This window comes from Sphingobacteriales bacterium, from assembly GCA_016699615.1.
GTDB lineage: Bacteria > Bacteroidota > Bacteroidia > Chitinophagales > JADIYW01 > JADJSS01.
Genome location: CP064984.1, coordinates 1,405,760 through 1,432,716, shown reverse-complemented (window position 1 = coordinate 1,432,716; position 26,957 = coordinate 1,405,760). Strand labels below are relative to the sequence as shown.

The 26,957-nt window shown below is 30.2% G+C and carries 26 protein-coding genes and 2 pseudogenes; 14 read left to right on the top strand and 14 right to left on the bottom strand.

Features of this window, described 5'->3' with window-relative positions; genetic code table 11:
- Window positions 1-180: 180 nt before the first annotated feature.
- Window positions 181-1,626: a putative DNA binding domain-containing protein gene (locus IPK18_06770; protein QQR99202.1), complete on the top strand. Its 1,446-nt coding sequence runs from the start codon at window positions 181-183 to the stop codon at window positions 1,624-1,626.
- A gap of 222 nt (window positions 1,627-1,848) precedes the next feature.
- On the opposite strand, the gene IPK18_06765 is transcribed toward IPK18_06770, so the two are convergent.
- The 6 genes from IPK18_06765 to IPK18_06740 form a co-directional block, all read right to left on the bottom strand.
- The gene (locus tag IPK18_06765; GenBank protein QQR99201.1) at window positions 1,849-2,313 is read right to left on the bottom strand and encodes a hypothetical protein; all 465 of its coding nucleotides are present in this window, start codon (window positions 2,311-2,313) and stop codon (window positions 1,849-1,851) included.
- An 84-nt stretch (window positions 2,314-2,397) separates the two neighbouring features.
- A complete protein-coding gene (locus IPK18_06760; protein ID QQR99200.1) occupies window positions 2,398-3,078 on the bottom strand; it encodes an NAD-dependent deacylase in 681 nt (226 codons plus the stop codon).
- 2 nt (window positions 3,079-3,080) lie between these two features.
- Window positions 3,081-4,388 (bottom strand): histidine--tRNA ligase, encoded by a 1,308-nt coding sequence (gene hisS, locus IPK18_06755; GenBank protein QQR99199.1) that lies wholly within the window; start codon window positions 4,386-4,388, stop codon window positions 3,081-3,083.
- A gap of 65 nt (window positions 4,389-4,453) precedes the next feature.
- Window positions 4,454-5,494 (bottom strand): quinone-dependent dihydroorotate dehydrogenase, encoded by a 1,041-nt coding sequence (locus IPK18_06750; protein ID QQR99198.1) that lies wholly within the window; start codon window positions 5,492-5,494, stop codon window positions 4,454-4,456.
- Window positions 5,495-5,511: 17 nt separating this feature from the next.
- Window positions 5,512-7,926, bottom strand: coding sequence for a hypothetical protein (locus IPK18_06745; protein QQR99197.1), 2,415 nt, complete (start codon window positions 7,924-7,926; stop codon window positions 5,512-5,514).
- A 3-nt stretch (window positions 7,927-7,929) separates the two neighbouring features.
- Entirely contained in the window at window positions 7,930-8,799 is an 870-nt protein-coding gene (locus IPK18_06740; GenBank protein QQR99196.1) for a hypothetical protein, read from the bottom strand.
- Between the two features lie 165 nt (window positions 8,800-8,964).
- Between IPK18_06740 and IPK18_06735 the strand changes: the two genes are divergently transcribed.
- The 3 genes and pseudogenes from IPK18_06735 to IPK18_06725 all read left to right on the top strand — a co-directional run bounded on the left by IPK18_06735 (window position 8,965) and on the right by IPK18_06725 (window position 13,274).
- Window positions 8,965-9,750 carry a TatD family hydrolase gene (locus IPK18_06735; protein QQR99195.1) on the top strand — a complete coding sequence of 262 codons (786 nt, stop codon included), beginning with the start codon at window positions 8,965-8,967 and terminating at the stop codon, window positions 9,748-9,750.
- 8 nt (window positions 9,751-9,758) lie between these two features.
- Window positions 9,759-10,672 (top strand): annotated as a pseudogene (locus IPK18_06730) (hypothetical protein).
- Between the two features lie 37 nt (window positions 10,673-10,709).
- Complete coding sequence (locus IPK18_06725) at window positions 10,710-13,274, top strand: PD-(D/E)XK nuclease family protein (protein QQR99194.1); 2,565 nt, start codon at window positions 10,710-10,712, stop codon at window positions 13,272-13,274.
- A gap of 136 nt (window positions 13,275-13,410) precedes the next feature.
- Here the strand turns inward: IPK18_06725 and IPK18_06720 are convergent, their stop codons facing one another.
- Window positions 13,411-14,193: a nucleotidyltransferase family protein gene (locus IPK18_06720; protein QQR99193.1), complete on the bottom strand. Its 783-nt coding sequence runs from the start codon at window positions 14,191-14,193 to the stop codon at window positions 13,411-13,413.
- 90 nt (window positions 14,194-14,283) lie between these two features.
- On the opposite strand from IPK18_06720, the gene IPK18_06715 reads away from it, so the two are divergent.
- From IPK18_06715 to ybeY, 4 genes are read left to right on the top strand one after another with little or no spacing between them, the layout of a single operon-like run.
- On the top strand, window positions 14,284-15,357 hold the full coding sequence (locus IPK18_06715; protein QQR99192.1) for an Mrp/NBP35 family ATP-binding protein: 1,074 nt from the start codon (window positions 14,284-14,286) through the stop codon (window positions 15,355-15,357).
- Window positions 15,358-15,380: 23 nt separating this feature from the next.
- Window positions 15,381-15,623 (top strand): NifU family protein, encoded by a 243-nt coding sequence (locus IPK18_06710; protein ID QQR99191.1) that lies wholly within the window; start codon window positions 15,381-15,383, stop codon window positions 15,621-15,623.
- Between the two features lie 25 nt (window positions 15,624-15,648).
- Entirely contained in the window at window positions 15,649-16,239 is a 591-nt protein-coding gene (locus tag IPK18_06705) for a NifU family protein (GenBank protein QQR99190.1), read from the top strand.
- Window positions 16,240-16,243: 4 nt separating this feature from the next.
- Complete coding sequence (ybeY, locus tag IPK18_06700; GenBank protein ID QQR99189.1) at window positions 16,244-16,675, top strand: rRNA maturation RNase YbeY; 432 nt, start codon at window positions 16,244-16,246, stop codon at window positions 16,673-16,675.
- On the opposite strand, the pseudogene IPK18_06695 reads toward ybeY, so the two are convergent.
- From IPK18_06695 to IPK18_06685, 3 genes and pseudogenes are all read right to left on the bottom strand, one after another.
- Window positions 16,660-17,405 (bottom strand): annotated as a pseudogene (locus IPK18_06695) (hypothetical protein). The gene ybeY and the pseudogene IPK18_06695 sit on opposite strands and share 16 nt — an antisense overlap.
- Window positions 17,398-17,913: a mechanosensitive ion channel gene (locus IPK18_06690; protein QQR99188.1), complete on the bottom strand. Its 516-nt coding sequence runs from the start codon at window positions 17,911-17,913 to the stop codon at window positions 17,398-17,400. Before IPK18_06690 ends, IPK18_06695 begins: the two are co-directional and overlap by 8 nt.
- 27 nt (window positions 17,914-17,940) lie before the next feature.
- Entirely contained in the window at window positions 17,941-18,951 is a 1,011-nt protein-coding gene (locus IPK18_06685; protein ID QQR99187.1) for a multidrug transporter, read from the bottom strand.
- Window positions 18,952-19,050: 99 nt separating this feature from the next.
- On the opposite strand from IPK18_06685, the gene dusB reads away from it, so the two are divergent.
- From dusB to pyk, 3 genes are read left to right on the top strand one after another with little or no spacing between them, the layout of a single operon-like run.
- Window positions 19,051-20,055 carry a tRNA dihydrouridine synthase DusB gene (dusB, locus tag IPK18_06680; GenBank protein QQR99186.1) on the top strand — a complete coding sequence of 335 codons (1,005 nt, stop codon included), beginning with the start codon at window positions 19,051-19,053 and terminating at the stop codon, window positions 20,053-20,055.
- Complete coding sequence (locus IPK18_06675; protein ID QQR99185.1) at window positions 20,048-20,497, top strand: IPExxxVDY family protein; 450 nt, start codon at window positions 20,048-20,050, stop codon at window positions 20,495-20,497. Before dusB ends, IPK18_06675 begins: the two co-directional genes overlap by 8 nt.
- Entirely contained in the window at window positions 20,481-21,911 is a 1,431-nt protein-coding gene (gene pyk / locus IPK18_06670; GenBank protein ID QQR99184.1) for a pyruvate kinase, read from the top strand. The genes IPK18_06675 and pyk overlap by 17 nt, the downstream gene beginning before the upstream one ends.
- A 2-nt stretch (window positions 21,912-21,913) precedes the next feature.
- On the opposite strand, the gene IPK18_06665 is transcribed toward pyk, so the two are convergent.
- Together IPK18_06665 and IPK18_06660 are read right to left on the bottom strand one after the other, a co-directional pair.
- A complete protein-coding gene (locus IPK18_06665; protein ID QQR99183.1) occupies window positions 21,914-22,465 on the bottom strand; it encodes a hypothetical protein in 552 nt (183 codons plus the stop codon).
- Entirely contained in the window at window positions 22,450-23,001 is a 552-nt protein-coding gene (locus tag IPK18_06660; GenBank protein ID QQR99182.1) for a hypothetical protein, read from the bottom strand. The genes IPK18_06665 and IPK18_06660 overlap by 16 nt, the downstream gene beginning before the upstream one ends.
- A 72-nt stretch (window positions 23,002-23,073) precedes the next feature.
- Here IPK18_06660 and IPK18_06655 point away from each other — a divergent pair, with 72 nt between their 5' ends.
- Window positions 23,074-23,655 carry an oligosaccharide flippase family protein gene (locus tag IPK18_06655; GenBank protein ID QQR99181.1) on the top strand — a complete coding sequence of 194 codons (582 nt, stop codon included), beginning with the start codon at window positions 23,074-23,076 and terminating at the stop codon, window positions 23,653-23,655.
- A 10-nt stretch (window positions 23,656-23,665) separates the two neighbouring features.
- Entirely contained in the window at window positions 23,666-24,433 is a 768-nt protein-coding gene (locus IPK18_06650) for a polysaccharide biosynthesis C-terminal domain-containing protein (protein QQR99180.1), read from the top strand.
- 74 nt (window positions 24,434-24,507) lie between these two features.
- Here the strand turns inward: IPK18_06650 and IPK18_06645 are convergent, their stop codons facing one another.
- Window positions 24,508-25,188 carry a hypothetical protein gene (locus IPK18_06645; GenBank protein QQR99179.1) on the bottom strand — a complete coding sequence of 227 codons (681 nt, stop codon included), beginning with the start codon at window positions 25,186-25,188 and terminating at the stop codon, window positions 24,508-24,510.
- A gap of 210 nt (window positions 25,189-25,398) precedes the next feature.
- The gene (locus tag IPK18_06640; protein QQR99178.1) at window positions 25,399-26,088 is read right to left on the bottom strand and encodes an RluA family pseudouridine synthase; all 690 of its coding nucleotides are present in this window, start codon (window positions 26,086-26,088) and stop codon (window positions 25,399-25,401) included.
- An 18-nt stretch (window positions 26,089-26,106) separates the two neighbouring features.
- Between IPK18_06640 and IPK18_06635 the strand changes: the two genes are divergently transcribed.
- Window positions 26,107-26,955 (top strand): sulfotransferase, encoded by an 849-nt coding sequence (locus IPK18_06635; protein ID QQR99177.1) that lies wholly within the window; start codon window positions 26,107-26,109, stop codon window positions 26,953-26,955.
- The last annotated feature ends 2 nt before the right edge of the window (window positions 26,956-26,957 follow it).

The window sequence follows — 26,957 nt, the reverse complement described above, 5'->3', positions numbered from 1 at the left end:
TCTGTAAATTATAGCTTGTGTCGTCCCAAAGAAGTTTACAATTATTGAATAAATACTGATATAAGTTTATATTTTTGAAAAGAAGTCAAATCTTCTAAAATAAAAATAACTTCTAACACGACATAATGCAAAGTACCCATAAAATAATTGTAAATTTGCAACTTAATTTATAATAGCAAAATGAACGAAAAACAACTCATTGAGTTATTGAAAAATTTAGTTAAACAACCATACGAAAGTGAATGGGTAGAGTTTAAACTTAATTTTCATTCTGAAGATGAGATAGGAGAACGCATTTCAGCATTAGCCAATGGAGCAGCAATTGTAAATCAAGATTTTGGATATTTGGTTTTTGGTGTAGAAGACAAATCACATATTATAAAAGGTACAACATTCAAACCTAAGCAACACAAGAAAGGCAACGAAGTTATAGAACATTGGATCTTGCAACGTCTAAACCCACGTATAGATTTTAGTATCTATGAATTTTCCTTTGATGAAAATCGAAATATTGCAATTTTCGTAATTCCAGCAGCGAAAACCAAGCCTGTAGATTTTTTGCACAATGCATATATTAGAGTAGGAAGTATAACAAGAAAATTGGCAGAATTTCCTGAGAAAGAAGCGAAAATTTGGCGAAAGAAAACAAATCCTTTTGAGCAAGAAATAGCCAAAGATAATTTGAATGCCAGTGATGTAATTCAACTATTGAGTACAGAGACATATTTTGATTTAATGAAATTACCTTATCCTTCTAACCAATTAGGCGTTATTGAAAAATTTTTGAATGAAAATTTAATAGTAAAATCTCAAGGCTATGCCATTACAAATCTTGGTGCTATTCTATTTGCAAAAAACTTACCAGATTTTGAAACAATTGAAAGAAAATCTGTAAGGGTAATTGTGTATAAAGGAAATAATAAAGTAGAAACTATTAGAGAACAAATTGGTGCAAAAGGCTATGCCCTTGGGTTTTTAGGTTTAGTAGAATGGATAAACAGTCAATTGCCTGCCAATGAAGAAATAGGTAAAGCATTACGAAAAGAATCAAGGATGTATCCTGAAATTGCAATAAGAGAGATAGTTGCCAATGCATTAATTCACCAAGATTTATTGGTTAAAGGGTTTCCTATGATAGAGATTTTTAGTGATAGGATAGAAATATCAAACCCTGGTAATCCATTAATAACTACTGATAGGTTTATTGATTCCTACATTTCACGAAACGAAAAGTTAGCAGATATGATGCGTAGAATGGGCTTTTGTGAAGAAAAAGGCAGTGGTTTAGACAAAGTAATTTTCTATAATGAATTGTATCAATTGCCACCTATCAATGTCATTTCAGATGAAAATAGAACAAGGGTAACTATCTTTAGCTATAAAACACTAAATGACCTTGATAAAAAAGAAAAAATTAGAGCTTGTTATCAGCATTCTTGTTTAAAATGGGTATCTAATGAAAAAATGTCTAACCAAAGTCTTAGAGAACGCTTCTCTATTGATGACAAAAATGCAGCTATTGCTTCTAGAATTATAAAAGATACATTTGAGGCTAATATGATTAAAGAAGATGATCCTGAAAGTAAATCACGAAAACACAGAAGTTATGTCCCATTTTGGGCTTAATTTTTATTTGATGGTTATTTGATAAAACATATATTCAATCAATTTAAAACATTAATTATCAACTATTTACTATTTGATGCTCATTTGACAAGTAAAAGGAATTTAATAATGTACAAATAAAAATAAGCCTCAAAAAAGCGATTGGTCTCTGTATTGGATTAAAAAGTTTACAATTATTGAATAAACACTATTTAGTTCTAAGAACCAAGAAAGGCACAGAAATTATAGATGAATTAATTCTAGCTCAAGTACTTTAGTAACTGTATCAATAGATAGCCATTTTGATTCAGGATTATATTTTACTGGTTTCTGAACAAATCTAATATTGGTTGTATCAATGAGCCAAATTCCTAAAATATTTGAATCAATTAGTTTCCAATTATCATCAAATTCACTTTTATTTGTATTAAAATTATTAGATGCTCTAATTTCATTCTTTAAGTTCTCAAAATATATACTATCAAACTTAAGTTTTACAAACCAACTGTAGTCAACATCAAAAGCACCTTCTGTATTGTGAATAGAATCTGTTATTACTTCAAACTTTGTTGTATCTAGCCTAATATCTGTAAAAAAATAGATGCTATAATTAATTCTATGTTTTGAATTATACTCATCCTTAGATTGATTACTACATGCTTGTAAAATGAATATTAAAATGGTTGAAAATACAAGTGTTAATTTCATAATGAAACATTCAATATGTAAGCTATGATATAAAATAATGAAGATGTAGAAAGAATGTCTTACTTTTATAAATAAAACTAAAAATTATTTCATCAACTGGTCAAATAAATCTTGCATGCCTTCTGTGGCTTTTTTGGGTATGTAGTGTTTGTTTTGTGCATCATACATAATTGGTTGGTTTGGATCTATTATATACTTTGGCACCGTAAAATCTGTGTAATGTACCAAACCTGCTGCTGGATATACCACTAATGATGTGCCTATTACAATAAATATATCTGCTTTTCTGCATATTTCTGCTGCTACTTCTATCATTGGTACTTGCTCGCCAAACCAAACAATATGTGGTCTTAGTTGCGATTTTTTTTCACACAAATCGCCAAGGTTCAAATCTGACTTCCAATCGTATATCAGTTTTTCATCTACTGTACTTCTTACTTTAAATAATTCTCCGTGTAGATGCAACACATTTGTTGAGCCTGCTCTTTCGTGCAAATCATCTATGTTTTGTGTTACAATTTGTACATTATATTTTTCTTCTAATGCTGCCAAATGTTGGTGTGCTTTGTTGGGTACACACTCATGCAATTGCTTTCTTCTTTGGTTGTAAAATTCTAAAACTAATGTTGGGTTTCTTTGCCAAGCATCAAAAGTGGCTACATCTTCAATTCTATGGTTTTCCCAAAGTCCATCGCTGTCTCTAAAAGTTTTTATGCCACTTTCGGCACTTATTCCAGCTCCAGACAATACAACAATTGTTTTCATTATTAAATGCTATTACGAATTATACTTAATGCTTCATCAAATGTATATGTTTGTTGTTCGCTTTTGCTCATGTTTTTCAGCGTGATTTTTTCTTGTTTTATTTCATCTCCGCCCAAAATTGCCATAAAAGGAATTTGTTTCTTATCGCAATAAGCGAATTGTTTTTTCATCTTTGTAGATTCAGGATACAGTTCTGTATTAATATTATTGGCTCTTAATTCTTTGACTAATTTTAAAGCTGCATCAAGTGTATCGTCTCCAAAATTTGCTACTAATACTTGTGTAGATGTTTTTACCTCTTGCAATAAATTTAATTGTTGCATGGCTGTAAAGATTCTATCTAATCCTAATGATGTGCCAACTGCTGGCAAATCTCTTCCACCAAATGATGCTATTAATCCATTGTAACGTCCGCCACCATTGAGTGAGCCAATGTGTGGATGTTTGGGTAATTTGGTTTCAAATATTGGTCCTGTGTAATAATCTAAGCCACGTGCCAAGCTTATATCGAATGTATAATATTGGTTTGGAATGCCCAATACTTCTAAGTATTTGAATATTTCTTCTAGTTCTGAAATGCCTTCTTGTGCAATTGCAATTTCTGCCAATTCTGTTTTTAATTGTTGTAGATTAATTTCTTTAGAAAGTAGTTGATGTAATTTTTGAATTGCTGTTGTATCAATTTTTTTTGATGCTAATTCTGCTGCTACTTCGCTCCAAGCTACTTTATCTAATTTATCAATAGAAATACAAATATCACCAACATAAGTTTCGTCTAAACCTATGTATTGTGTTATTCCATTTAGAATTTTTCTGTTATTAATTTTTATTAAAAAATCTGGAATTTGTAAGCTTGCTAATACTTCGTAGGTGATGGCAATTAGTTCTGCTTCTATCAGCATTGAAGCTGTGCCTACACAATCTACATCGCATTGATAAAACTCTCTAAATCTTCCTTGGTGTGGTTGTGGTCTGTCTGCACGCCAAACTGGTTGTATTTGGTATCTTTTGAATGGTACTGGCAAATCATTATTCATGGCTACCATTCGTGAGAATGGCACTGTTAAATCGTAATGTAATGCTGCTTCATCTTTTGTTCCAGTTTTGTAATTTAGTTTATAAATTAATCTGTCTGCTTCTTCGCCGTATTTTCCAGTTAGAATATCTAAATATTCAATTGCTGGTGTTTCTATTGGTGCGTAGCCATATTTTTTAAAAATTTGACGCATGGTTGCTACAATATGTTCTCTGTGTAGCATTTGTTCTGGCAAAAAATCTCTTGCGCCTTTAAATATTCTTGGTTGAATCATTATCGAATTTACTAATCTACAAAAGTATTAATTTTTGCGATATAATAATTGTTAGCTTGGTTAATCTATTGTTTTGAAATTTTTTGATTTATTTCTTTGATTAGACTTGGTCCGTTGTACACGAATCCTGTGTAGATTTGTACTAATGCTGCGCCTGCATTTAATTTATCTATGGCATCTTGTGCTGTCATGATGCCGCCAACTGCAATAATTGGTATTTGTTGATTTGTTTTTTGTGCAATGTATTTTATTACTTCTGTTGATTGTTGTGTGATGGGTTTTCCACTCAATCCACCATTGCCAATTTGCTCTACGACATTTGCTGATGTAGTTAGATTATTTCTAGATATTGTTGTATTGGTTGCAATAATGCCATCTAATTTTGTTTCTGTTACTACTTCTATAATATCGTCTAATTGCGATGAAGTTAAATCTGGTGCTATTTTTAGTAATAATGGTTTTGGTTTTGCTTTGGTCTGGTTGATTTTTTGTACTTCTAATAATAGGTTTTTTAATGGCTCTTTGTCTTGCAAATCTCGTAGGTTTGGTGTGTTTGGCGAACTGATGTTTACTACAAAATAATCCACTACATCGTACAATGTATTAAAGCATTTGATATAATCTTCATTTGCTTTCTCGTTTGGTGTATTTTTATTTTTTCCGATATTTCCACCAATTATTATGTTTTTGTTTTTGTATGCTTGTGATGCTAATATATTCGACTTTATTTTTTCTGCGCCATCGTTGTTAAATCCCATTCTATTGATAATTGCTTGGTCTTTGATTAACCTAAATAATCGTGGTTTGTCGTTGCCGTCTTGCGCTAATGGTGTGGTTGTTCCTACTTCTACAAAGCCGAAGCCTAATGCTGCTAATCCATCGATGCATGATGCATTTTTGTCTAAGCCTGCTGCTAACCCAACTGGATTTTTAAACTGTAATCCAAAAATATTTCTTTCTAATTTTTTATCCTTTTTTTGATACAAAAACTTTAGAATACTTTTTACAAAAGGAATTTTAGTGATTGTCTTTAGTAAATTTAATGTAAGATGGTGTGCTTTTTCTGCATCTAATTGGAACAAAAAGAATTTTAGAATTTGATACATATTGGTTCGCAATAATACTAATTATTTAAGTAATATTTGAAATACAAACAGTTACTTTTTATCTGAGCAAAATATTTGGTGTCTGCGTATTTCGTTTTTAAGATTTTGAACAATGGTCTGTTTACTTCAGAATATTGTACATAAGGCTTTTCCCAAAAGCTTGGATAATAGTATTGAGATTGTTCTTTGTTGTCTTTGATATAAAGATTGTCTAACTCAATTTTTGATGCTTGGAATGTTGCTCTTGCTTTTAACTCACTATTGATAGCTTGTGTTGCTGTTTTCATATAACAATCGAACGATTTTTGCAACTGATTTTGATAGACAAATCCTGTGCCGCCATTGTAATTGTATGGATTTACTAAATCATTCGGTTTGTTGTTTGTGTATGAATAGATATTAGATAAATAGTAGTTGCCTGTTTCGTAATACATGATGTTTCTAAAATATCCGAAAGCTGATATGTTGTAATAATAGTTGCCTAATAGATAGTTTGCTTTTGCACTCAGCTCGTTATTTTCTGCTGCCATCTTTTTTAGTTTGATGAGTATTTCTGTTAGTTGTAATTTGTTTAGAACATCTGGAATAAAACTAAAATCTGTTGTTTTGTATAGTACATCAGTCATTGCTGTATTTACATCATCTTCAAAATATGGTCTTATTCCGTTGCTAAATATTTTTGGTGAGATATTACTATATCCATTAAAGCCTTCCGTTTCGTGTACTATTTCTTTGTATATGTCGTTTTCATAACTATATTCAATATCTGTAAGGAATTTTAGTGTTGGTGGAATTTTTTTGAACCAAATTAATGCGTTTTCTAAGTCATCATTTTTTAGATAATAAGTTCCTTTTAATTCGTATAGATAGGAAAGTGCGTTTTTGTTTTCTTTTGCACACAATTCTGTTTCAAATTTATTTTTATTGGGTTGATTGTAAAATGTAATTAAATCATTTATTACCTGAATATCTAATGACTTATACAAGCCTGAGAAATCATTGTGACATAAAAATGCCTTTGCGTAGCTTTTTTGCTTTAGGTATCTGTTGCCCAAAACTTCATAGATGTATCCTTGTACTGTTTCGTCTTTATTATTATTTAGATAATCATATACTGTATTTTCGGTATTTGCATCAATTGTTTTTTTGCTTGCCATAAATGCTGCAAATGCAGTAATTGTTGCTTGATTTTTTATTCTATCATCAGTAGTTTGTATAGATTTTGCTGTACTTTCTGCTTTGGTATAATTACCTGATACAAAATATAGGTGTGCTAAATATGCTTTCCAAAAATCTTTTCTTATAATGCTTTTGTTGTTTGCTAATGTTTCTGTGAATAAAATTAATTTATTTAAATATGTTTGAGTTTTAGCATCTGCTTTCAAAAAAGAATTGTTGCCATTGTATTGTGCTGGTAATTCTAAGATATGTCTTTCTATATTGTTCAATTCTCTTATAGCAACAATTTCTAAATTAGAACTATTGGGTAATAAATTATAAATTTTCTTCATTTCTGCCAATCCATTTGAAAATGCATGATAAGCACGAAGCATATATAGTGTTGCTTTCTCTTCTTTTGATGTGATGGTATTTTCAGCATTTACAAATAAACTATTATTCATTAAAAAACTGGTGTACACTGCTAATTGTCTGTCTGGTGTATTGTTAAAAACTTCGATATAGTTTTGTGCTGCGTTGGCATATTTTTTCTGATTGTACAATGCTCCTGCTTTTTGTTCCAAAGCATAATAATATATCAAAGATTTGTTGTTTAATGGAACAACGTAAGTATTAAAATATCGCACGGCATCGTCATTAAATCCACCATAATGTGAAAGCCTAACCAACTGATAAGCAATTCTAAGTTTTAGGTCGTTGTTTTTTGTGGCAGCATAAAGAATATTACCATCTTTTGCTGTTTTCATAAACTGAGATTTGGTCATTTCGCCTCTTCCTTCCATGTAAGACCAAGTATCATAGCTGTGTTTTATTACAGCAAATGGCTCACAAGTTTTAGCAAACACAAGATATTTCAGTGCCTCAATTCCTTTGTCTGATAATAAGATTTTATGTTTAAAAATACTTGTAGATTTATTGGTGTTTTTATTATTTATAATTTCATTTAATTCATCTATCGTAGATTGATATACAATGTACTTTAAATCTTGACTTGAAATTTGATTATCAAAAAACTTTTGCCATTCTACAATATTGTAATCTATACTATCTAAAGATTTTTCTGCTGGATTCCAATAACCTCTATCATAAAAAATATAATCAAAAGTTACTAGAAATGGATGCAATTTTTCTTCTTTTGCTAAGGTTTGGTCAAACAAATTATAATAAGTTATATCTTCAGAAAAATCAGCACAAGCAGAGCTTAATTTTAAAGTAACGATGAGTGAAATTAGTACGAGTGATGCTTTTTTCATGTATTATAAGTTTTTTAAGGTTTCTGTAGAATAATGTTTAATGTTTTTGTCGTCTAAATAATAGAGTATAGTTTGAAATGATTTGTTATTTATCTTTTTTCGAATATTTTTTGCAGCAATTTGCAAGTCATTTTCAGAAATATATTCAATTTTTATTTCATAGTTTTCATATACAAATATAGCATTCAAGTAATGTTCTTTTTTTACGCGATAGTTATTTTTATTTAATTTTTGATACAAAGTTGAGTCGCTTAAATTTTCTGGTCTTATGCCATTCACAAGTCTTTTTTCGCCTAACTCATTGGTTACAATTGCCCACGAATAAATTGGTAATGCTACATCTAATTTGATTGGATATTCATCTAAATTCTCAATATAATTTTTTGCTGTATTATTATCTAAAATAGAATTATTGTTGTTGTCTTCAATTGGACTGCTTGTTGCATAATACATCAAAACGCCTTTTTCTATTGGCGGAATGCCTGTTTCTTGTTTATCTTTTATTTGGTGCAATCGAATTGTTGCAGACACCACAATATCTTTTGAAATTTGCTGTACTGTCTTTAAAAACAAAAAATAATTTTCTTTGGTTTGCACTGTCCAATCACAATCAAACTGTATTTCTTCAATTTTCCTATCACTTATTTTTGGATAGATATATTTAATTTCATTAAAAGCATGATTGGCTAATTGTATAATTTCTTGATTTGTCGTGTTTCTAAATGTTTCATTGGTAATAAAAACAACTGGCACAATTTCTTGGTTATTATTCTTTTCTTGTATCTGAATTGTTGCCACAGGAAATGATTGTCCATTTTCTTTATCTATATCAAAAAATCTGACATATAATTTCTTTACTAAAAATTCTGACAAATAATTCTGTTCGGCAGAATTGAGTTTATAAGTAGTTTCCCAATAATAGAAAGATATATTTTGTTGCTTTTTGCACTGTACAAAAAACAACAAGCAAATTAAAAAAAATGAAATTATGTGCTTCAAAATATTATTTCAAAGATAATAAATTATACTTTTGTAACAATGATTTTAGTAGATACACATACACATTTATACGAAACACAGTTTGATAACGACAGAACTCAAATGATTGAAAATGCTATCAAACATCATGTACAGAAAATGATTATTCCAAATGTTGATGCAACAACGATAGAACCAATGTATAGTATCGTTCATCAATTTCCAAACAATGTTTTTCCTATGCTTGGTCTACATCCATGCTATGTAAAACCAGAAACCTACAAACAAGAATTAGACACCATCAATCAAGCTATATTAAAAAACAAACCTATTGCTATTGGCGAAATTGGCATAGACTTATATTGGGACAAATCTACGCTCGATATTCAAAAAATTGCTTTTGAACTACAATGTGATTGGGCAGTGCAACACCAACTTCCTATTGCTATTCATTCAAGGGAAAGCACATCAATAATAATTGATATTCTAAAGAAAAGAAAAGAAAAACCAAAAGGTGTTTTTCATTGTTTTACAGGTAGCTACGAAGAAGCAAACGAAATCATTAAACTAGGTTATTATTTAGGAATTGGTGGTGTGGTAACTTATAAAAATACAAACTTGAGAGAAACACTATCGAAGATTGACTTAGAACATATTGTGTTAGAAACAGATGCACCTTATTTGCCTCCAGTACCTCACAGAGGAAAAAGAAATGAAAGTGCATATACTTACTTAGTTGCAGATATGTTATCTTCTGTTTATCAAATAGATATAAATGAAATTGCCAAACAAACCACACAAAATGCATCTAACTTATTTGGAATAGAATTTGATACAATTAAATAAATATAATTATGAAATGGAGCATCTTTTCTTTACTATCAATATTGATGGTATTATCATCTTGCAATAAAAATAATAATACAGAACCAACTGACTAAAACTTATATTCAAATTTAGATTTGATTCTACACAAACTAGATTGAATAATTTTGGACAAGAAATACTAAGTTTGCCAGCAGGAAATGCAGCACAATCGCCAATTTTCAATTCTATGTCAGCACATTATATAGAATTAGCTTTTGACAGTTTAACACTTTTGGGAAAAGGCGAAATATTATACAAAGCTGATGAAAAAACGACAAATGGCGAATCTGCAATTAATTTTTCTAAAGCGTATTTTGCAGGCAACAACGAAGTTTTTTATTCTGTTCCAGTTAGCAATATTGGCGTTGGCACATACAAGTGGCTGCGTATTTCTTTAGCTTATCAGAACTATGATATCAAAATAAAATATGTACATCCAACATATGGCTCATTCAATTTAGATGGTACTGTTGCATCATTTATTGGATTTAATACATACATAGATGCTTATACTATAAAAAACCAAAGCGTAACTGTAAATGGCAATAGAAAACAAGGTTATGGTGGTTTGGAAGTAAGTGGTTTGCCAGTTACTGTCAATCCAATTACATGGCAAGCACCAGCTGGTGCAACAACAGTACCAAATCCAATATTTTCAACATCACCAGTACCACAAGGTTCTTGTGTTGTTACTGGTCGTTTTGCTAATACATTGACCATTACTGGAAACGAAACAGAAGATATCGTTGTGATTGTTTCTTTGTCTACCAACAAAAGTTTTGAATGGAAAGATAAAAATGGTGATGGACAATTTCAGCCAGTAAATGCCTTGAACAACAACCTAATTGAAGATAGTGTTGTAGACATGGGCATTCGTGGTTTAATTCCTATTATAGAATAATTCCTAAAAGAAAGTTTTTTATTCAATATATTCGTGTATGAATTTTATTCAACAAATTGTTGAGCATACCTTACGCAAATATTCTATTCAAGAATTAAAAGACAATTTGTATATATTTCCGAGTAAGAGAGCCGTTGCAATATTCAACCAAATATTAAAAGACAAAACAGAAGGACAAACATATATTCTTCCAGAAACTAAAACAATACAAGAATTTTTTAATGAATACAGTAGAATATCCATTGTAGATGAATTCTATTTACTTCAAAAATTATTCATAATCCATGAATCTATAACACAAAGTGGACAAACTTTCCATCAATTTATTTCTTGGGGAAAATTGATATTGAAAGATTTTGATGAAATTGATAAATACAATATAGATACTGAATATTTTTTTGATGTGTTGCAAGCACATAAAGATATTGACGAACATTATGAGCTTAAGAATTTAACCAATGAATATTTGCAAATATTCTACAAACATTTAGAGAACGATAAAAAAGGAATATTGTACGATGATTTTGTAAAAACATGGCAACATCTTGGTGCTACATACAAGCAATTACAAACTACATTAAACGCAGAAAACATAGGCTACGAAGGTATGGCTTATAAAAAACTAGTTAGCGATATTGAATTAGATAAAACAACAATAGCTTACAACAATATTATTTTCTGTGGTTTTAATGCGTTTACCTACTGTGAAGAAAAGCTGCTAGACATTCTATTATGTAAAAAGAATATAGAAACTTGGTGGGATGTTGATGAATTATTTATGAATAATGATTGGCACGAAGCTGGAAATTTCCTTAGAAACTACAAGCAAAAATATGCTGGAGAAAATCATCATTGGTGCTTTGATAGAAACGAACAACAAACAATCAATATTATATCATTGTCGAGCAATGTTGGGCAAGTGCATTACACAAAAAGCCTAATCAATCCTAAAGAAAATAGTGCCATTGTATTGTGTGATGAGTCTTTATTAGAACATTGTCAGCCTATATTTGACAAAGACATTGTAAATATTACGATGGGCAGCAAAGTAAAAAATAGTAATATTTGCAATATTATTCAAAACTATTTATCGTGCATCCAAAATATAAATGAAAATTTTATTTATATAAAAGATTTTGCTACACTTATTTCATATCATGAACTAGAACATATTGTTTCCAAAGAGTCAAATATTAAATCTATTGAGCATTATAATTTTCCTTTTGAGATAAATAGTCTTTCATCGTATATTTACGATGAATCATTTTTAAATCTATTTAAAAACTTAGATACAAGACAAATTATTCCCAATTGTATTTCTTTGATAAGAGCTTTAGCATTACAAACAGAAAATGAAAAGATAATTGCCCAAGAATTAACGCGTGAACTTGAGCATTTTCACAAAATAATTAACTACGATATTTTACAAAGTATAAAAGATATAAAACTAATTATTCAGAATTATATACTAAATGGTGCTATTCCGTTTGAAACCAAGCGCGATAACAGCATACAAATTATGGGATTTTTAGAAACCAGATTGCAAGATTTTGAAAGTTTGTATATTCTTAGCTTGAATGATAAGAATTTGCCAGGCACCAACAAATCCAATTCATTTATTCCATATCATCTTAGAAAAAGTTTTCAGCTACCAACTTTTGACCAATTTGATGGTGTGAATGCCTATCATTTTTATAGATTGCTGAAGCGTGCAAAAAACATCTATTTAATATACAATAACTCAGCAAGCTCAGATTCTGATAATGAAAAAAGTAGATTTATACGACAAATAGAATATGAGTTTGATAGAAAGCAGATAGCCATACATTCATCAACATTGAATATGCTAAGTGCTGATGTTGTACATACGAACAACTCAATACTTATTCCAAAAAATCCAGAAATTATTGAACAGTTAGAAAATATTAAATACACAGCATCATCAATCAATACGTATCTAACTTGTCCTATACAATTCTATCTTAAGTATATTCTAAAAGTGTACATTCCAGATGAATTAAACACAAGCAAAGAATCAGCTGATTTTGGTACCATCTTGCATAAGATATTAGAAAAATTTTATACGCAAAACAAAAGTCCGAGGGTTCTTAATGAATATGAAAAGAATGATTATATACAACAAGCTATTGCAGATTTAGGCTATCCAAAAAGTTATTTCAAAAAAAACAATGCATTCTCTAAAAAAATTATTGAAAAACTTTTTACTGATGTACTTGATATTGACCAAAAAGAATCTTTTGAAATTCTTGGATTAGAACAAGAGTTAAAAGCAACATTACACATTAAAAATAAAGAAATAACGATATACGGAAAAATAGATAGAATAGATAAGCAAAATAACCATATTAGAATTTTAGATTATAAAACAGGAAACATTAAGCTTTGCAATTTTCCTACTGAAGGCGATGAAAAAAGTATAGATGATTTCTTTAGTAAGATATTAAACAAGACAGCAACACCTTACAAAGAAACATTTCAAGGTTTGTTGTATGCTTGGTTGTACTACAAAAACTATCCAAATGCAAATATATTGGTTGGCTATTTTACTGTAAAAAATTACAAAATGGCATTCAATATTTAAACAATGCAAAGACAATTGACAAATGGATTCTACTATTGTTTGAAGAAAAATTAGTAGCTATCATTGAAGAAATTATAGATATACATCAAGATTTTATTTTGAGTGAAAATAAAAATTCATATCAATACGCATTAGCTTACAAAGAATTGTTGCTTCTATAAGTCTGCGTTGCCGCTTCTACTTTTTCAATAGTACCAATATCAATCCAAATATCATCGTTGTGTATGTAGTTTTTTATCACATGGTTTTTGCACAAATCTAAGTACCAATCAGTCATCGAAAAAATGCCTGTTCTACTTACATGATTAAAAATTTCTGGTTCTATAATGTGATAACCACTAAAAGCAAATTCGTGTAAAGGATGTTCTACCAACACTTGTTCTCCAAATTCATTTGTTGTATATTTTCTAGCTGATGTACGTGGAATAATAAATTTTTCTGTTTTGGCATTTTCCCAACCAAACAAAATATGTTCATCATCAAACAACAAATATCTAGAAGATGCACGTTGTCGTACTGCCAAAGTAGCTAGCGCATTATTTTTTTTATGCTGATTTAAAAACTCTTGGATATTAATATTGGTAAAAATATCAGCATTGCATACCAAAAATGGTGCATTATCATCAACAAAAAAATCTTTTGCTTTTAATAATCCTCCACCTGTTTCTAACAATTCATCACTTTCATCAGAAATATGTATTAATATTCCAAAGTTATTGTGCGTTTTTAGAAATTCTTCTATTTTCTGTGCCAAATAATGTACATTAATAACAATTTCTGTTATTCCATAGCTTTTCAATTGTTCTATTACAATTTGCAATAGAGGTTTATCACCAATTTTCACCAAAGCTTTTGGAATATCATTGGTTAATGGTCTTAGTCTTGTACCTAATCCTGCTGCAAAAACCATTGCTTTCATATACAACACACTAATTTTAGTATTATTTAAAACAAATCTAAACAAAACTATCGCATTATTTGTAATTAATTAGCTTAATTTTGCATTCAGATGACTATTACAGAAGAAAAAATAATTCATGCATTAGCACAAGTAGATGATCCAGATTTTAAAAAAGATTTGGTATCACTAAATATGATAAAAGACATATCATTTGACGAAAATAATATTGCATTTACAGTAGAACTAACGACACCAGCTTGTCCACTTAAAGATAAAATAGAGGAAGATTGTAGAAATGCTATTGCTCAATTGGTTTCAAACACAGCAAAAGTAGACATAACCTTTACATCAAAAGTGGCAACAGCAAAAAATATAAAAGCTGAACTATTGCCTAATGTAAAAAACCTAATTGCAATATCATCAGGCAAAGGTGGTGTAGGAAAATCTACCGTATCTGTAAATTTGGCATTAGCACTAGCAAATACTGGCGCAAAAGTAGGATTGATAGATGCAGACATTCATGGGCCATCAATTCCAACAATGCTCAACCTTGGAAGCCAACGTCCGACAGTACAAAAAATAGATGAACGAAATTTTATTGTACCATTAATGTACAATGATTTGAAAGTAATGTCTATTGGTTTCTTAATTGGAGAAAAACAACCTGTTGCTTGGCGTGGCCCAATGGCAACTTCTGCACTCAGACAAATGATAACAGAAGTACTTTGGGAAGATTTAGATTATCTTATCATAGATTTGCCACCAGGCACTGGCGATATTCACCTTACGTTGGCACAAACAATTGGCATTACAGCAGCAGTTATTGTTACCACACCACAAGAAGTAGCACTTGCAGATGCAAGAAAAGCAGTTGCCTTTTATCAACTAGAAAGCATAAATATTCCAGTTTTAGGTGTTGTAGAGAATATGTCATATTTTGTTCCACCAGATTTGCCAGAAAAGAAATATTATATTTTTGGAAAAGGTGGCGGACAATTAATTGCACAACAATTTGATGTACCATTTTTAGGAGAATTGCCATTAGTACAAGCCATTAGAGAAGGTGGAGATGAAGGAAGACCTATTGCGCTGCAATTTTCTACACCATCAAGCAAAGCATTTGAGCATATAGCACAAGCTGTGGCGCAACAAGTTGCTATATTAAACACTGAATTTCAGTAAAATAATTAAATTTGAAATATTAAATGACAGCAGAAGCAACACTACATCAAAAAGTAGAAAAAGCACTAGACGATATCAGACCATTTTTGATAGCTGATGGTGGCAATATAGAATTAGTAGATATAACAGAAGAACTAGTTGTTTTTGTGAAACTATTAGGCACATGCGAAACTTGTAAAATGAGTGCATCTACCATGAAAGCTGGCGTAGAAAGTACAATAAAAATGGCTGTACCAGAAATTGTGAAGGTAGAAGCTATAAATTAATTCTTAATCAAAAAAATAAAAAAACATGGATACGATAAAAGTAGTTCCTGCGATGATATACACAGAAACAACACCTAACCCAAACACACTAAAATTTGTAGTAAATAGACCTTTGATGCCTAATGACTTTGTAGAAATACAAAATATTGACGAAGCAAAAAATGCACCTATTGCTATCGAATTATTCCAATTTCCTAATGTTGTAGCAATATATATGTCTAATAATTTTATTTCTATAACTAAAGATGATAAACTGGAATGGTTTGAGTTGATGCCAGAAATTAAACAATTTCTGAAAAAATACCTTGATGAAGATAAGCCTTTGCTTTTGCCAGAGTTTGTAAAACCAAGCAAAACAGCAAGCAACCAAATTGCTGACAATGATACTGATGTAGATATTAGAATAAAAACCGCATTAGACAAATATGTAAAACCAGCTGTAGAAATGGATGGTGGCAATATTTCATTCGTTAGTTTTCAAGATGGCAAATTGACTTTACAATTGCAAGGTTCATGTAGTGGTTGTCCTTCATCTACAATTACACTAAAACAAGGTATAGAAAATATTATGAAAAGATTTGTACCTGAAGTACAAGAAGTAGTAGCAGAAAACTAATACAATGCATGTTTCATTTTATTTTGATGAAGTTGCCAAGCCTAAGTACTTTAAATCTATAAGTATTAAAAAGTGGTTTAAGACATTAGAACAACATTACCATCAAAAAATTGACTCACTACAATACATTTTCCTTAGTGATGAGCAACTACTTGAAATAAATATGCAGTTTCTACAACATGATACATACACTGATATTATCACATTCAACTTAGCAGAGCATGCTACATCTATAAATGGCGAAATCTATATTAGTATTGATAGAATAGTCGAGAATGCAATTAAATTTAATGCTTCTGAAATGGACGAACTATTAAGAGTAATGGCGCACGGCTTTTTACACTTAATAGGCTATAACGACAAAAAGAAAGCAGACAAATCATTAATGACTGAACAAGAAAATATTTGTGTACAGCTATATCATTCTTTGAGATAGTGTGTATAGTCTTTCTGTTCGCCTGTTGCTACATTAGTTACCTTAAAGTTTTTTGTTTGAGCAAATGAACCCATATCACTATCACTATTGATAAGTACTGCACCAATTGCAACAACATATTTGCAATTGTATTTTGTTTTCCCTATTAATTCGTTGATGCGTTTGTCTATTGCTTCGTAGATAACTTCTGTTGCTTCAAATATGGTGTTTTTGCATTAATTATTCTATCTTTCTGTGCAAATAAAATTTGCTCAATCGTATTCATCTGATAGTCTATTTCTGTTATATTACCTTCTATTATTTCATTATTGAGTAATTTACTTAATGCGCCTTTTGCTGCACCACAGCATCCACTATTTTTGTGTTGTCCTATTCTATGTATTTCTCCTAATTCGCCTGTTTTTGTAATACCAATATGTGGTCCATAATATATAAAAACAGCACCATCATCTGGAACATGACTAGCAAAAGCACCCATTCCTGTTAATCCAGTAAAAGGGTAACCATCTAATCCGCCCATTTTGAAAGGACCTAAGAAATCTAAGGCTCTTGCTGGATATTGTATGCTATTTACATCATCGCTACAAATACTATCTGCAAGCATTACACTTTTCGATTCTATTTTTAATTCTTCTTCAAAAAAATCTATTATCCTATTTACGCTATCTAATGTTGTAATTGCATGTGGATACCACTTTCTGATGATTTCTAATTTTTGACTTTTAAGCATTTTTTATAATTTTTATTTTATCATTTATAATTAATGAACTTGGAATAATATTTCTATTTCCGTCTTTATCTTCAATAATAGCTGCATTAAGATTAATTTCTACTACTTTGCCTGTAATTCCTTGAAATTCCACATTGTCGCCAATTTTAAATGGACGATTGATAACTAAAAATACGCCACTTATAAGATTAGTAAATAAATTTTGTGATGCAAATCCAAGAATTAGCGTAGATGCACCTGCGCCAGCAAATAGTGAATGTGCAAACGTGTGTGTAATTGGCAATAGCAACAATGCCCAACCAAAGCCAAGAAAATAAACTATAGATATAATTAAGTGATTTAAGAACACAAAACTTGTTGCATCAATTTGGTGCCTTGTTGCTTTTTCAACTACTTTCTCATTCATATATTTTTTTATTATGAATGCGATAATAAATGTTACAATTATAATAGTGCCACATGTTATGTAGTTTCCTGAATATTCTGCAATTTTTTTTATTTCTTCCATCTTTTTATAACAGATAAGTTTTAGTTTTTATAATAAAATTTCATTCATAGGCACAATCGGTGCTGGCAAGTTAATTTCATCTAGCATGTCTCTCATATCTATTTCTATCATTCTACTAATTTGTGTAATTGGAATATCATTTGCGCCACCTTCAAATGGATTAACAGAACTTTCGCCTATTGTATCAAGTGTATGAAAGCACCATGTTACAATAGCAGAAATTGGAATATTCAGCCAAATAGTATATCCTTCTAGAAATGTACCTTCGCCAATTTTGTTAAATGCATCAATTAGTCCGAATGGCAATAAGATTACAAATACAAACATAAGATAGGTGGCGATAGATGCAAAGTTTCTTGGATAAGGAAAGTTCTTGATACGTTCCGCCTTGCCTTGGTCGTCTATTAGTTTAGTAATACTATTTTGCAATTCTGACCATTGAAAATCATTAATTATTCCATCGTTTTTCAATTTTGCAATGTTTTTAGATTGTAATGCTATTAATTGAGTTGCTCTATTTTTTTTCGATAATATATACTTTAGTTGCTCTACATCTAGATATTTTCTTAATTCTACTTCTATATTACTTTCCCATTCTGGTACTTTGTAGGTTTTCTCCATGTATTTTCTGTTGCTTCTTTTATTATTTGTATTTTCCCAACTTCTTTGCTCTCTCAATTGGAAACGCAATGCTGTTAGCCATGCAAAATGACGATAAAACATTTCTTTTGTTGTATTAATATTGTTCTTACCTAATGAATCACGTAGTGTATATCCAAAGCTCCTACTATCATTTATTATTCCACCATATATTTGTCTAGCTTCCCAAACTCTTCCATAGCTTGCATTATTTTTAAAACCAACTATAAAAGAAAGTGCTGTACCTAATAGTGCTATAGGTTGCCATGGTAGAGCAACATAGGTTTGTCCAAAATAATATAATATGGTAGGTATTGTAGCAATTAATATTAATACTATAGTATCCTGAAGTGACCATTTAAAAAATACTAAAGGCGAAAATCTTTTTCCTGTATGCATTTTTATGCTTTTTGGTTGTAAAATACAAATTTATATATCAATTAAAACTTTTTGTAAAATTTTTAGAACACAGAATTTATTATCTTTGGTCTAGTATTGATGGTAAAAATTGACAACATAGAACTTGGAGAATTTCCAATTATTTTGGCACCAATGGAAGATGTGAGTGATCCGCCATTCAGATATGTTTGTAAGCAATATGGTGCTGATTTGATGTACACAGAGTTCATTTCTTCAGAAGGATTAATTAGACATGCAAAGAAAAGTATTCAGAAATTAGACATTTTTGATTACGAAAAGCCAATTGGCATTCAGATGTTTGGTGGCGAAGAAGATGCTATGGTACAATCTGCTAGAATAATAGAAGAAGTACAACCAGACTTAATAGATATTAATTATGGTTGTCCTGTGAATAAAGTAGTATGTAAAATGGCTGGTGCAGGTATTTTGCAAGATATACCCAAAATGATTAGACTCACAGAGCAAGTAGTAAAAACAACTAACTTGCCTGTAACTGTAAAAACAAGATTAGGCTGGGACGATAATTCTAAAAACATTGTAGAAGTTGCAGAAAGACTACAAGACATAGGCATAAAAGCACTAAGCATACATGGCAGAACCAGAAAACAAATGTACAAAGGCGAAGCAGATTGGACATTAATTGGCGCAGTAAAAAACAATCCGAGAATGCATATTCCTATTTTTGGAAATGGTGATATCGATTCTCCACAAAAAGCATTAGACTATAAAAATAAATATGGCGTAGATGGAATTATGATTGGAAGAGCTGCCATTGGCGCACCATGGATATTTAATCAAATAAAAGAATTCATATTTAATAAAAATATTATTGCAACACCACAAATAGATGAGCGTATTAATGTCATTAAAACACATTTAGAGAAATCTATTGAATGGAAAGGTGAAACCTTAGGTATTTTAGAGATGAGACAACATTATAGTAATTACCTAAAAGGCTTGCAACACATTAAACCATATAGAACTCAGTTGGTAACATTGCAACAAAAAGAAGCAATTTTTGAAGTTTTGGATGAAATTTTATACCATTATTCTACATCTGAAGAACAACTAGTAAGTGATTAAGAAGAATAAAAATATCATTGATTCTATCTCCTTCAATTTTAATATTTGGGGCATCAATAGTCCATTAGAAGATTATAGACTATGTTGGTTGCTCAATAAAATTTTAGATTGGAAACTCAAAAGAGTAGATGATATTGCATTTTATCAACAGAAAGAAAAAAGATACATCAACTTTAATGCATATAAGTATGTTAATGAGTTAGACTTTTATACAATTGAAATTATAAAAAACAAACATGATGGTAATATTCTTATTCCTGAAATGAAAAACTTTGATTACATTTTTTTATTCCAAGGCGAAGAAGATTATTTTAATAAAGATGAAATAACGCAAGTACTCAAGCAAATTAAAGGAATTCAGTCTATCTTTGAAATAGACATAGAAAATATAAAAACCAAATACAATCTTTTAATGAGACATTTTAATGATAAACAAAAGTAGAAAGACAAAAATCGTTGCCACAGTTGGCCCAGCATGTAGTGATATTGATAACTTAGAAGCTTTAATGCATGCAGGCGTAAATGTATTTAGATTAAATTTCTCTCATGGAAATCACAAACAGCATTTGGCTGTTATACAAAATATACACGCACTAAATAAAAAACTACAACTAAATATAGGAATTTTAGCAGATTTACAAGGTCCAAAATTAAGAATTGGTGTTATTGAAAATAATGGAATAACATTAAACGAAAATGATACTATAAAAGTAAGTTCTGAAGATGTAATTGGCAATAAAGACATCATTAGTGTAACTTATGAAAACCTAAGCAATGATATAAAAGTTGGCGAATCTATTTTGATTGATGATGGAAAAATAGAACTAAAAGTTACCAAAATACTAAATGCGAAAACAATAGAATGTACAGTAGTATTTGGTGGCATTTTATCATCCAAAAAAGGATTTAATCTTCCAGATACAAAAATATCTATTCCAAGTTTGACTGAAAAAGACATGGAAGATGTTGCCTTTATTTTACAACATCAAATAGATTGGATTGCCTTATCTTTTGTTAGAAAAGCATCAGACATTACAGAACTAAAGACATACTTAAATGATAGACAATCTACAGCAAAAATTATTGCTAAAATTGAAAAACCTGAGGCAATAAAAGATTTGGACAATATTATTATAGCAAGTGATGCCGTAATGATAGCTAGAGGCGATTTGGCTGTAGAAGTACCTATGGAAGAAATGCCTATTATACAAAAAAATATAATAGAAAAATGTATATACCATGCAAAGCCAGTAATTATTGCTACGCAAGTGATGGAATCTATGATAGAAATGCCAAGACCAACTAGAGCAGAAATTACAGATGTGGCAAATGGTGTTTTTGATGGCGCAGATGCTATGATGCTGAGTGCAGAAACATCAGTAGGTAAATATCCGATAAAGGTAATCCAGACAATGGATAAGATTATTAGAAAAACAGAAGAACAACATAAAATATATTTTAAAAATTTATTGCCTAATAAAAATTCTGTGTCTTTTCTATCAGATGCTATATGCTACAATGCTTGTAGTATTGCCGAAGATGTAGAAGCAAAGGCACTTTTGGGCATGTCGTATTCTGGCTACACAGCATTTATGCTGGCAAGTTACAGACCAATGTCTAATATTTATATTTTTACGAGCAACCAAAACTTAATTAATCAGCTGAGTTTGGTTTGGGGCGTGGAAGCATTCTACTACGATAATTTTGAAACTACAGACAAATCTATTCGTGATATTATTGGCTTATTAAAAAGCATTGATAAGCTAAAGCCTGAAGATATTGTAATAAATACAGCAAGTATGCCAATAAAAGGAAGAGGCAGAACGAACATGATAAAAATTAGTATAGTAGATTAATTCTATTGTCCAGTTACGCTGCTGTTTATGTTCAATAGTTGTTCTATCTTTTCAGCTAATATTTGGCTATATATTTTTGCGCCTTTCAAATTTAGGTGATGAAAATTATAACCATTTTCGTATGTATAAAACTCTGGGTATTGGATCGGATTGGCTAATTCTATACATCTTTCTTGTGGTAATGCATGGTAAATTGGCAATAAAAACGAGTAAGTTGTTCTTGCTCTTGGTGGCAAAATAAAATAAATATCTATTCCTTTTTTTGCTAATTTTTTCATTAAGTTTTCAAGCATTGCTAGTTCTTGTTGGTTCGGTTTATCTGTGCTTTTATATTGTCTAAATTGTTCTATATTTCCACTCAATAAGCTATCTCTGTGTGCTGGTGTGTTCACAAAACTATTTCTAGATTCAATTAATGGTTGATCTAATCCTGCATTAAATTTCTCTAAATATGCTCTTTCTTCATCATAAGAAAAAAAGCCATCTTTCTGTGTGCCAATATATGCGTGGTGCAAGGTATCTGCAACAAAATAATGTGTTAGTACATCTGGCAAATACCTACTTTAAACAAATTCATTATCCAACTTCTGATATATAAAATGCTAAATCGCAATCTTTCTTTTACTGATTTTCCTGCATTTGGCAAAATACTCAATGCTCTATAGGTAGATTTTGCATTGTTCCAAGCCAACCATTTTGATGTGTTTTTATTATATGCAAAGAAATATGGTTCGCTAGAAAGACTAACAAAGACGTATTTTAGGTTTGGGTTTTTTATTTTCAATACACCTTCAATATCTGATACTTGCTGAATAATATTGTGTGCATCTACACCTAAGTTATAGCTTTTAAAATTTATATTTTTATCTTTTAATTGTTTATCTACAATACTTGGCATAATGTGTCTATATTCTAAACTGCCTCCAAAAAACAATGCATTGTACTGTTGTTTGTTCTGCTTATAATCTTGAATTTTGGTGTATTGTACAATATCTGCCCAACCATATGGCAATATAGCATCTACCAACTGTGATACTAACAAAAGAATTATGGTAATAAAGAATATCTTTTTAAATATTGACCTTGCCATGTGACGATTATAAAATTACAAATTTTATTGTTTGAAAATCAAAAAGCGCATATTTTATTTCTATATTTATCAATGCTTCCAAAGCAATATACAGAAAAGATAAACAAATTATTGCAAGACAAGAATTTTTCATTTGTTGCCAAAGGTAGCCTTTCTACATTTGTTACCTTAGGTATTGTTCAAGGTTTGCGTTTTATCTCTGGTGTTATTATTGGTAGATATTATGGTGCTGATGCATCTGGAAAATTAACATTAGTAGTTACAGTAATGTCTATTGTTGGCATATTATGCAATTTTGGTATTAAAGATGCCTTACAGCGCATTATTCCTGAGTATAAAATTAAATATAACACCAAAGCTGCCTATCATTATTTTATGTTAGGTAATAAAATGGTTGTTTTGAATTGGGTTGTGTTGTCTATCATTTTATACATTATTGCTCCATACTTAGCAAATTATTGGAATGAACCTTCGCTTACAAATTTATTTAGAATTAGTGCTTTGTTTGTTTTGCCTGCTGTGCTCGGCGACATTTTTTTCTTTAGCTTAAAAGCTGGATTAAAAATTAATACTGCAAATATTACCTTAATTATTCCAACTATATTAAGAATAATCTTGTTGCTGATTGTTACCTACTTTTTTTATAATCTATAATCCAATTTATTTGCATTGGATAACCTTGGCATTGTTGCCATTTTTATTTACCATATATCCAATTTATAAAAACTTTGTTGTTGCTTCTAAAGATGAGCCTGTACTCATTCTGCCTGAGCTGAAAACAATTAGACACTTATCTTTCCCAATGTTCATTACTTATTTTTCATTTTTAGTGAATAATAATGCTGATGTGTTTATGCTCAAGATATTTGACATTTCTACTGCTGATGTTGGCATTTATAAAACAGTTACAAATATTGCATTGATTAGTGCTACGCTTTTGGTAGCTATCAATACTACTGTGCAACCAAAAATTACTCAGCTATATTATAAGCATGAAATGAAAGAACTTAGTAGATTGGTACAACGTTCTTCTGGTTTAATTTTTTGGTTGAGTCTTCCAATTTATATTTTATTGTTTGGTTTGGCTAAACAAATCATGCAGTTGTATGGTAGTACTTTTGCTGATGGTACTATTCCATTAATGATTTTGGTAGTTGGGCAATTTTTTAATACAGCTTGTGGTCCTGTTGCTCAATTATTGAATGCAACTGGTCATCATAAACAGTTTACTTATATTTCTATTTTCGGTGCATTTGTCAATATACTATTGAATGTGTTTTTAATTAAGTATTATGGCGTAGTTGGTGCGAGCGTAGCGAGCACCATCAGCATGATTGTTTGGAATGTTGTTGGCGTGGTGTATATCTACCAAAAATTTGGTTTTATAATTGCTTATTTGCCTTTTAAAAACAAATTGTTTGGAAAACAATAATTCATAATTTGCTTTAAAAAGAATGTGGCTCGCCAAAATGACGAGCCACAAAAAATATTCCACTAAACAAAATTCTATTTTTTCGCTGCTGCTTTTTTTGCTGGCGCTTTAGTTGGAGCTTTTTTTACTGGTGCTTTTGCTGCTGCCTTTTTTGCTGGCGCTTTGGCTGCTACTTTTTTCGCTGGTGCTTTTTTGCTCACGCTTTTTTGTACATCTTCAGCTATTTTTTCTACTTTTTTAGCAGCTGTATTTACTGTAGATTTTACTTCTTTCTCTGCTTTAGTTACTGTTTTCTTTACTTCGCTTGTAACTTTCTTTGTATTCTTTTCTATATTTTTCTCAACTTCTTTAGCAGTTTTTTTCAATTCTTTTTCTACTTTTTCTGAAGTTTGTTTTGCTTGCTTTGTAAAATTGTTTGCAGCTTCTTTAGCTTTTTTCTCGCCCATATTTACTCTATCTGCCACAGTTTTAAAGAAAGAATCTAATTTGTGTTTTGCTTCATCAATTACATTCTCTGCTTCTGCTAAAATGTCTTCTCTTGCTTTATCTACTTTGTCTAAATCAATTACTTTTGTTATTGTTCCTTTTAGTTTCTCGCCGTACTCTTGTAAGTTTTCTTTTTGTCCTTCTACTTGTACTTTTACATCACTTGTAAAGTTTTGTAGGTTTTGGCGAAATTCTTCAACTTTTGCATTTAAGTCATTAACTAATACATCAAATGCTTCTTTGAACTTGTCTTTGGAATCTGTTTTCATTTTATAAATAATTTATACAGCAAATTTATACACTATATTTTAATATAGTTTTAGTAAGCTATTAAGAAAAAATCATTAATATACAATGGTTTGTGAACTTAATACTAAGAAGATGTGAAGATAAGATTCAAAGTATAATTATATGTTTATTTTATTAAGCAACCAATCTCAGTCATATTATAAATCAGTATATGTCATAACACAATATACTTACTTATTTAAGTTCTTTTCAAAATATTGCCACACTACATTTTCACTTGGCACTGGTGCAATTATCTCTAGCTTTTTCTCACTCACTGGATGTATAAATTCTATTTTTCTTGCATGCAAGTGTATTGATGCATCAGCATTTGGTCTATCAAAATTATATTTCAAATCGCCTTTTATTGGTGAACCAATTTTGCTTAGCTGTGCTCTTATTTGGTGGAATCTTCCTGTCTTTGGATGTATTTCTAATAGATGATAATTATCTGAAGACATAAGAAGTGTATAATCCAATTCGCATATTTTACTATGCGCTACTTCTTTATTGAATAACTTAGCTTTTTTACGTTGCTCGTCTTTTAAATGATAATGTATTAATGTACCATGTTCTTCTTGTGGTTTCTGTTTTACAACAGCCCAATATGTTTTTTCAATTTTTTTATTTTTAAATAAAACATTCATTCTTGCCAAAGCTTTGCTTGTTTTAGCAAAAAGCACCACACCACTCACTGGCCTATCTATTCTATGAATAACGCCCAAGAAAACAGCACCAGGTTTATCGTATTTTTCTTTTATATAGCGTTTTATTTCTTCTGTAATAGGTTCATCTTTGGTAATATCTGCTTGTACAATATCACCAGATTTTTTATTTACAGCAATAATATGATTATCTTCGTATAATACTTGTAAAGACATAGTTCAAAAATAATAAAAATGAGCCAACAACCAATTATTATTTTAGGCATGCATCGTAGTGGTACAACTATGATTACTAAGTTATTAGAAAACATAGGTTTATTTGTTGGTACAGAAAAAGAAATTAACCACGAAGCATTATTTTTTTGGGAAATAAACAATTGGATTTTTGATTTGCATACAGCAAAACCTGAACTTCCACATAATTTGCAATACACCAATCCTACAACAAAAATTATTTTAGAAGAAGCCTTGCAATATTTTGTTCAATCTTCAAGAAAAAAAAAATATTTAGGCAATCTATCTAATCAATATAATTCAATTGCTGATGTAGGTTTCCCTTTCGGCTGGAAAGATCCAAAAAATACATTTACACTTAATTTTTGGAAATCAGTTTTCCCAAATCCTAAAATAATACATGTTTACAGAAATCCTATTGATTGCATTTCAAGTTATATTGAGCGCGACTTAGCTATGAAAAATCAATTTGAATGGAACTGGAAGAAAAAACTAAAAAGAGATTTTTTATTGACATATAAATTCAACTATAATTTTAGACTATACGATTTAGAACAAGGCTACCAACTTTGGAAAGAATATGTAACTCAAGCTTTGCATTTACAAGAAAGCAATGATGCTTATTATTTACTTCAATATGAGCAATTCTTATCAAATCCTGAAGCAGAATTGAAAAAACTGAGTGTTTTTTGTGATTTAGATACCAATGAAGAAAAAATACAACAAGCAACTCAAACAGTGCAAAAAAATAGAGCATATGCATTTTTAAATAATGAAAACTATGTTAGATTTTATCAGCAAATAAAAAATGATGCTTTGTTACAACAATTAGGCTATCATCAATTATAAGA

Coding starts and splice junctions, on each gene's coding strand:
- IPK18_06720 (QQR99193.1), bottom strand. CDS start 14,193: ATGAAAGCAATGGTTTTTGCAGCAGGATTAGGTACAAGACTAAGACCA.
- dusB (QQR99186.1), top strand. CDS start 19,051: ATGGTAAAAATTGACAACATAGAACTTGGAGAATTTCCAATTATTTTG.
- IPK18_06710 (QQR99191.1), top strand. CDS start 15,381: ATGACAGCAGAAGCAACACTACATCAAAAAGTAGAAAAAGCACTAGAC.
- IPK18_06715 (QQR99192.1), top strand. CDS start 14,284: ATGACTATTACAGAAGAAAAAATAATTCATGCATTAGCACAAGTAGAT.
- IPK18_06745 (QQR99197.1), bottom strand. CDS start 7,926: ATGAAAAAAGCATCACTCGTACTAATTTCACTCATCGTTACTTTAAAA.
- IPK18_06635 (QQR99177.1), top strand. CDS start 26,107: ATGAGCCAACAACCAATTATTATTTTAGGCATGCATCGTAGTGGTACA.
- hisS (QQR99199.1), bottom strand. CDS start 4,388: ATGATTCAACCAAGAATATTTAAAGGCGCAAGAGATTTTTTGCCAGAA.
- IPK18_06760 (QQR99200.1), bottom strand. CDS start 3,078: ATGAAAACAATTGTTGTATTGTCTGGAGCTGGAATAAGTGCCGAAAGT.
- IPK18_06725 (QQR99194.1), top strand. CDS start 10,710: ATGAATTTTATTCAACAAATTGTTGAGCATACCTTACGCAAATATTCT.
- ybeY (QQR99189.1), top strand. CDS start 16,244: ATGCATGTTTCATTTTATTTTGATGAAGTTGCCAAGCCTAAGTACTTT.
- IPK18_06690 (QQR99188.1), bottom strand. CDS start 17,913: ATGGAAGAAATAAAAAAAATTGCAGAATATTCAGGAAACTACATAACA.
- IPK18_06655 (QQR99181.1), top strand. CDS start 23,074: ATGCTTCCAAAGCAATATACAGAAAAGATAAACAAATTATTGCAAGAC.
- IPK18_06735 (QQR99195.1), top strand. CDS start 8,965: ATGATTTTAGTAGATACACATACACATTTATACGAAACACAGTTTGAT.
- IPK18_06750 (QQR99198.1), bottom strand. CDS start 5,494: ATGTATCAAATTCTAAAATTCTTTTTGTTCCAATTAGATGCAGAAAAA.
- IPK18_06765 (QQR99201.1), bottom strand. CDS start 2,313: ATGAAATTAACACTTGTATTTTCAACCATTTTAATATTCATTTTACAA.
- IPK18_06640 (QQR99178.1), bottom strand. CDS start 26,088: ATGTCTTTACAAGTATTATACGAAGATAATCATATTATTGCTGTAAAT.
- pyk (QQR99184.1), top strand. CDS start 20,481: ATGATAAACAAAAGTAGAAAGACAAAAATCGTTGCCACAGTTGGCCCA.
- IPK18_06645 (QQR99179.1), bottom strand. CDS start 25,188: ATGAAAACAGATTCCAAAGACAAGTTCAAAGAAGCATTTGATGTATTA.
- IPK18_06660 (QQR99182.1), bottom strand. CDS start 23,001: ATGGCAAGGTCAATATTTAAAAAGATATTCTTTATTACCATAATTCTT.
- IPK18_06685 (QQR99187.1), bottom strand. CDS start 18,951: ATGCATACAGGAAAAAGATTTTCGCCTTTAGTATTTTTTAAATGGTCA.
- IPK18_06705 (QQR99190.1), top strand. CDS start 15,649: ATGGATACGATAAAAGTAGTTCCTGCGATGATATACACAGAAACAACA.
- IPK18_06770 (QQR99202.1), top strand. CDS start 181: ATGAACGAAAAACAACTCATTGAGTTATTGAAAAATTTAGTTAAACAA.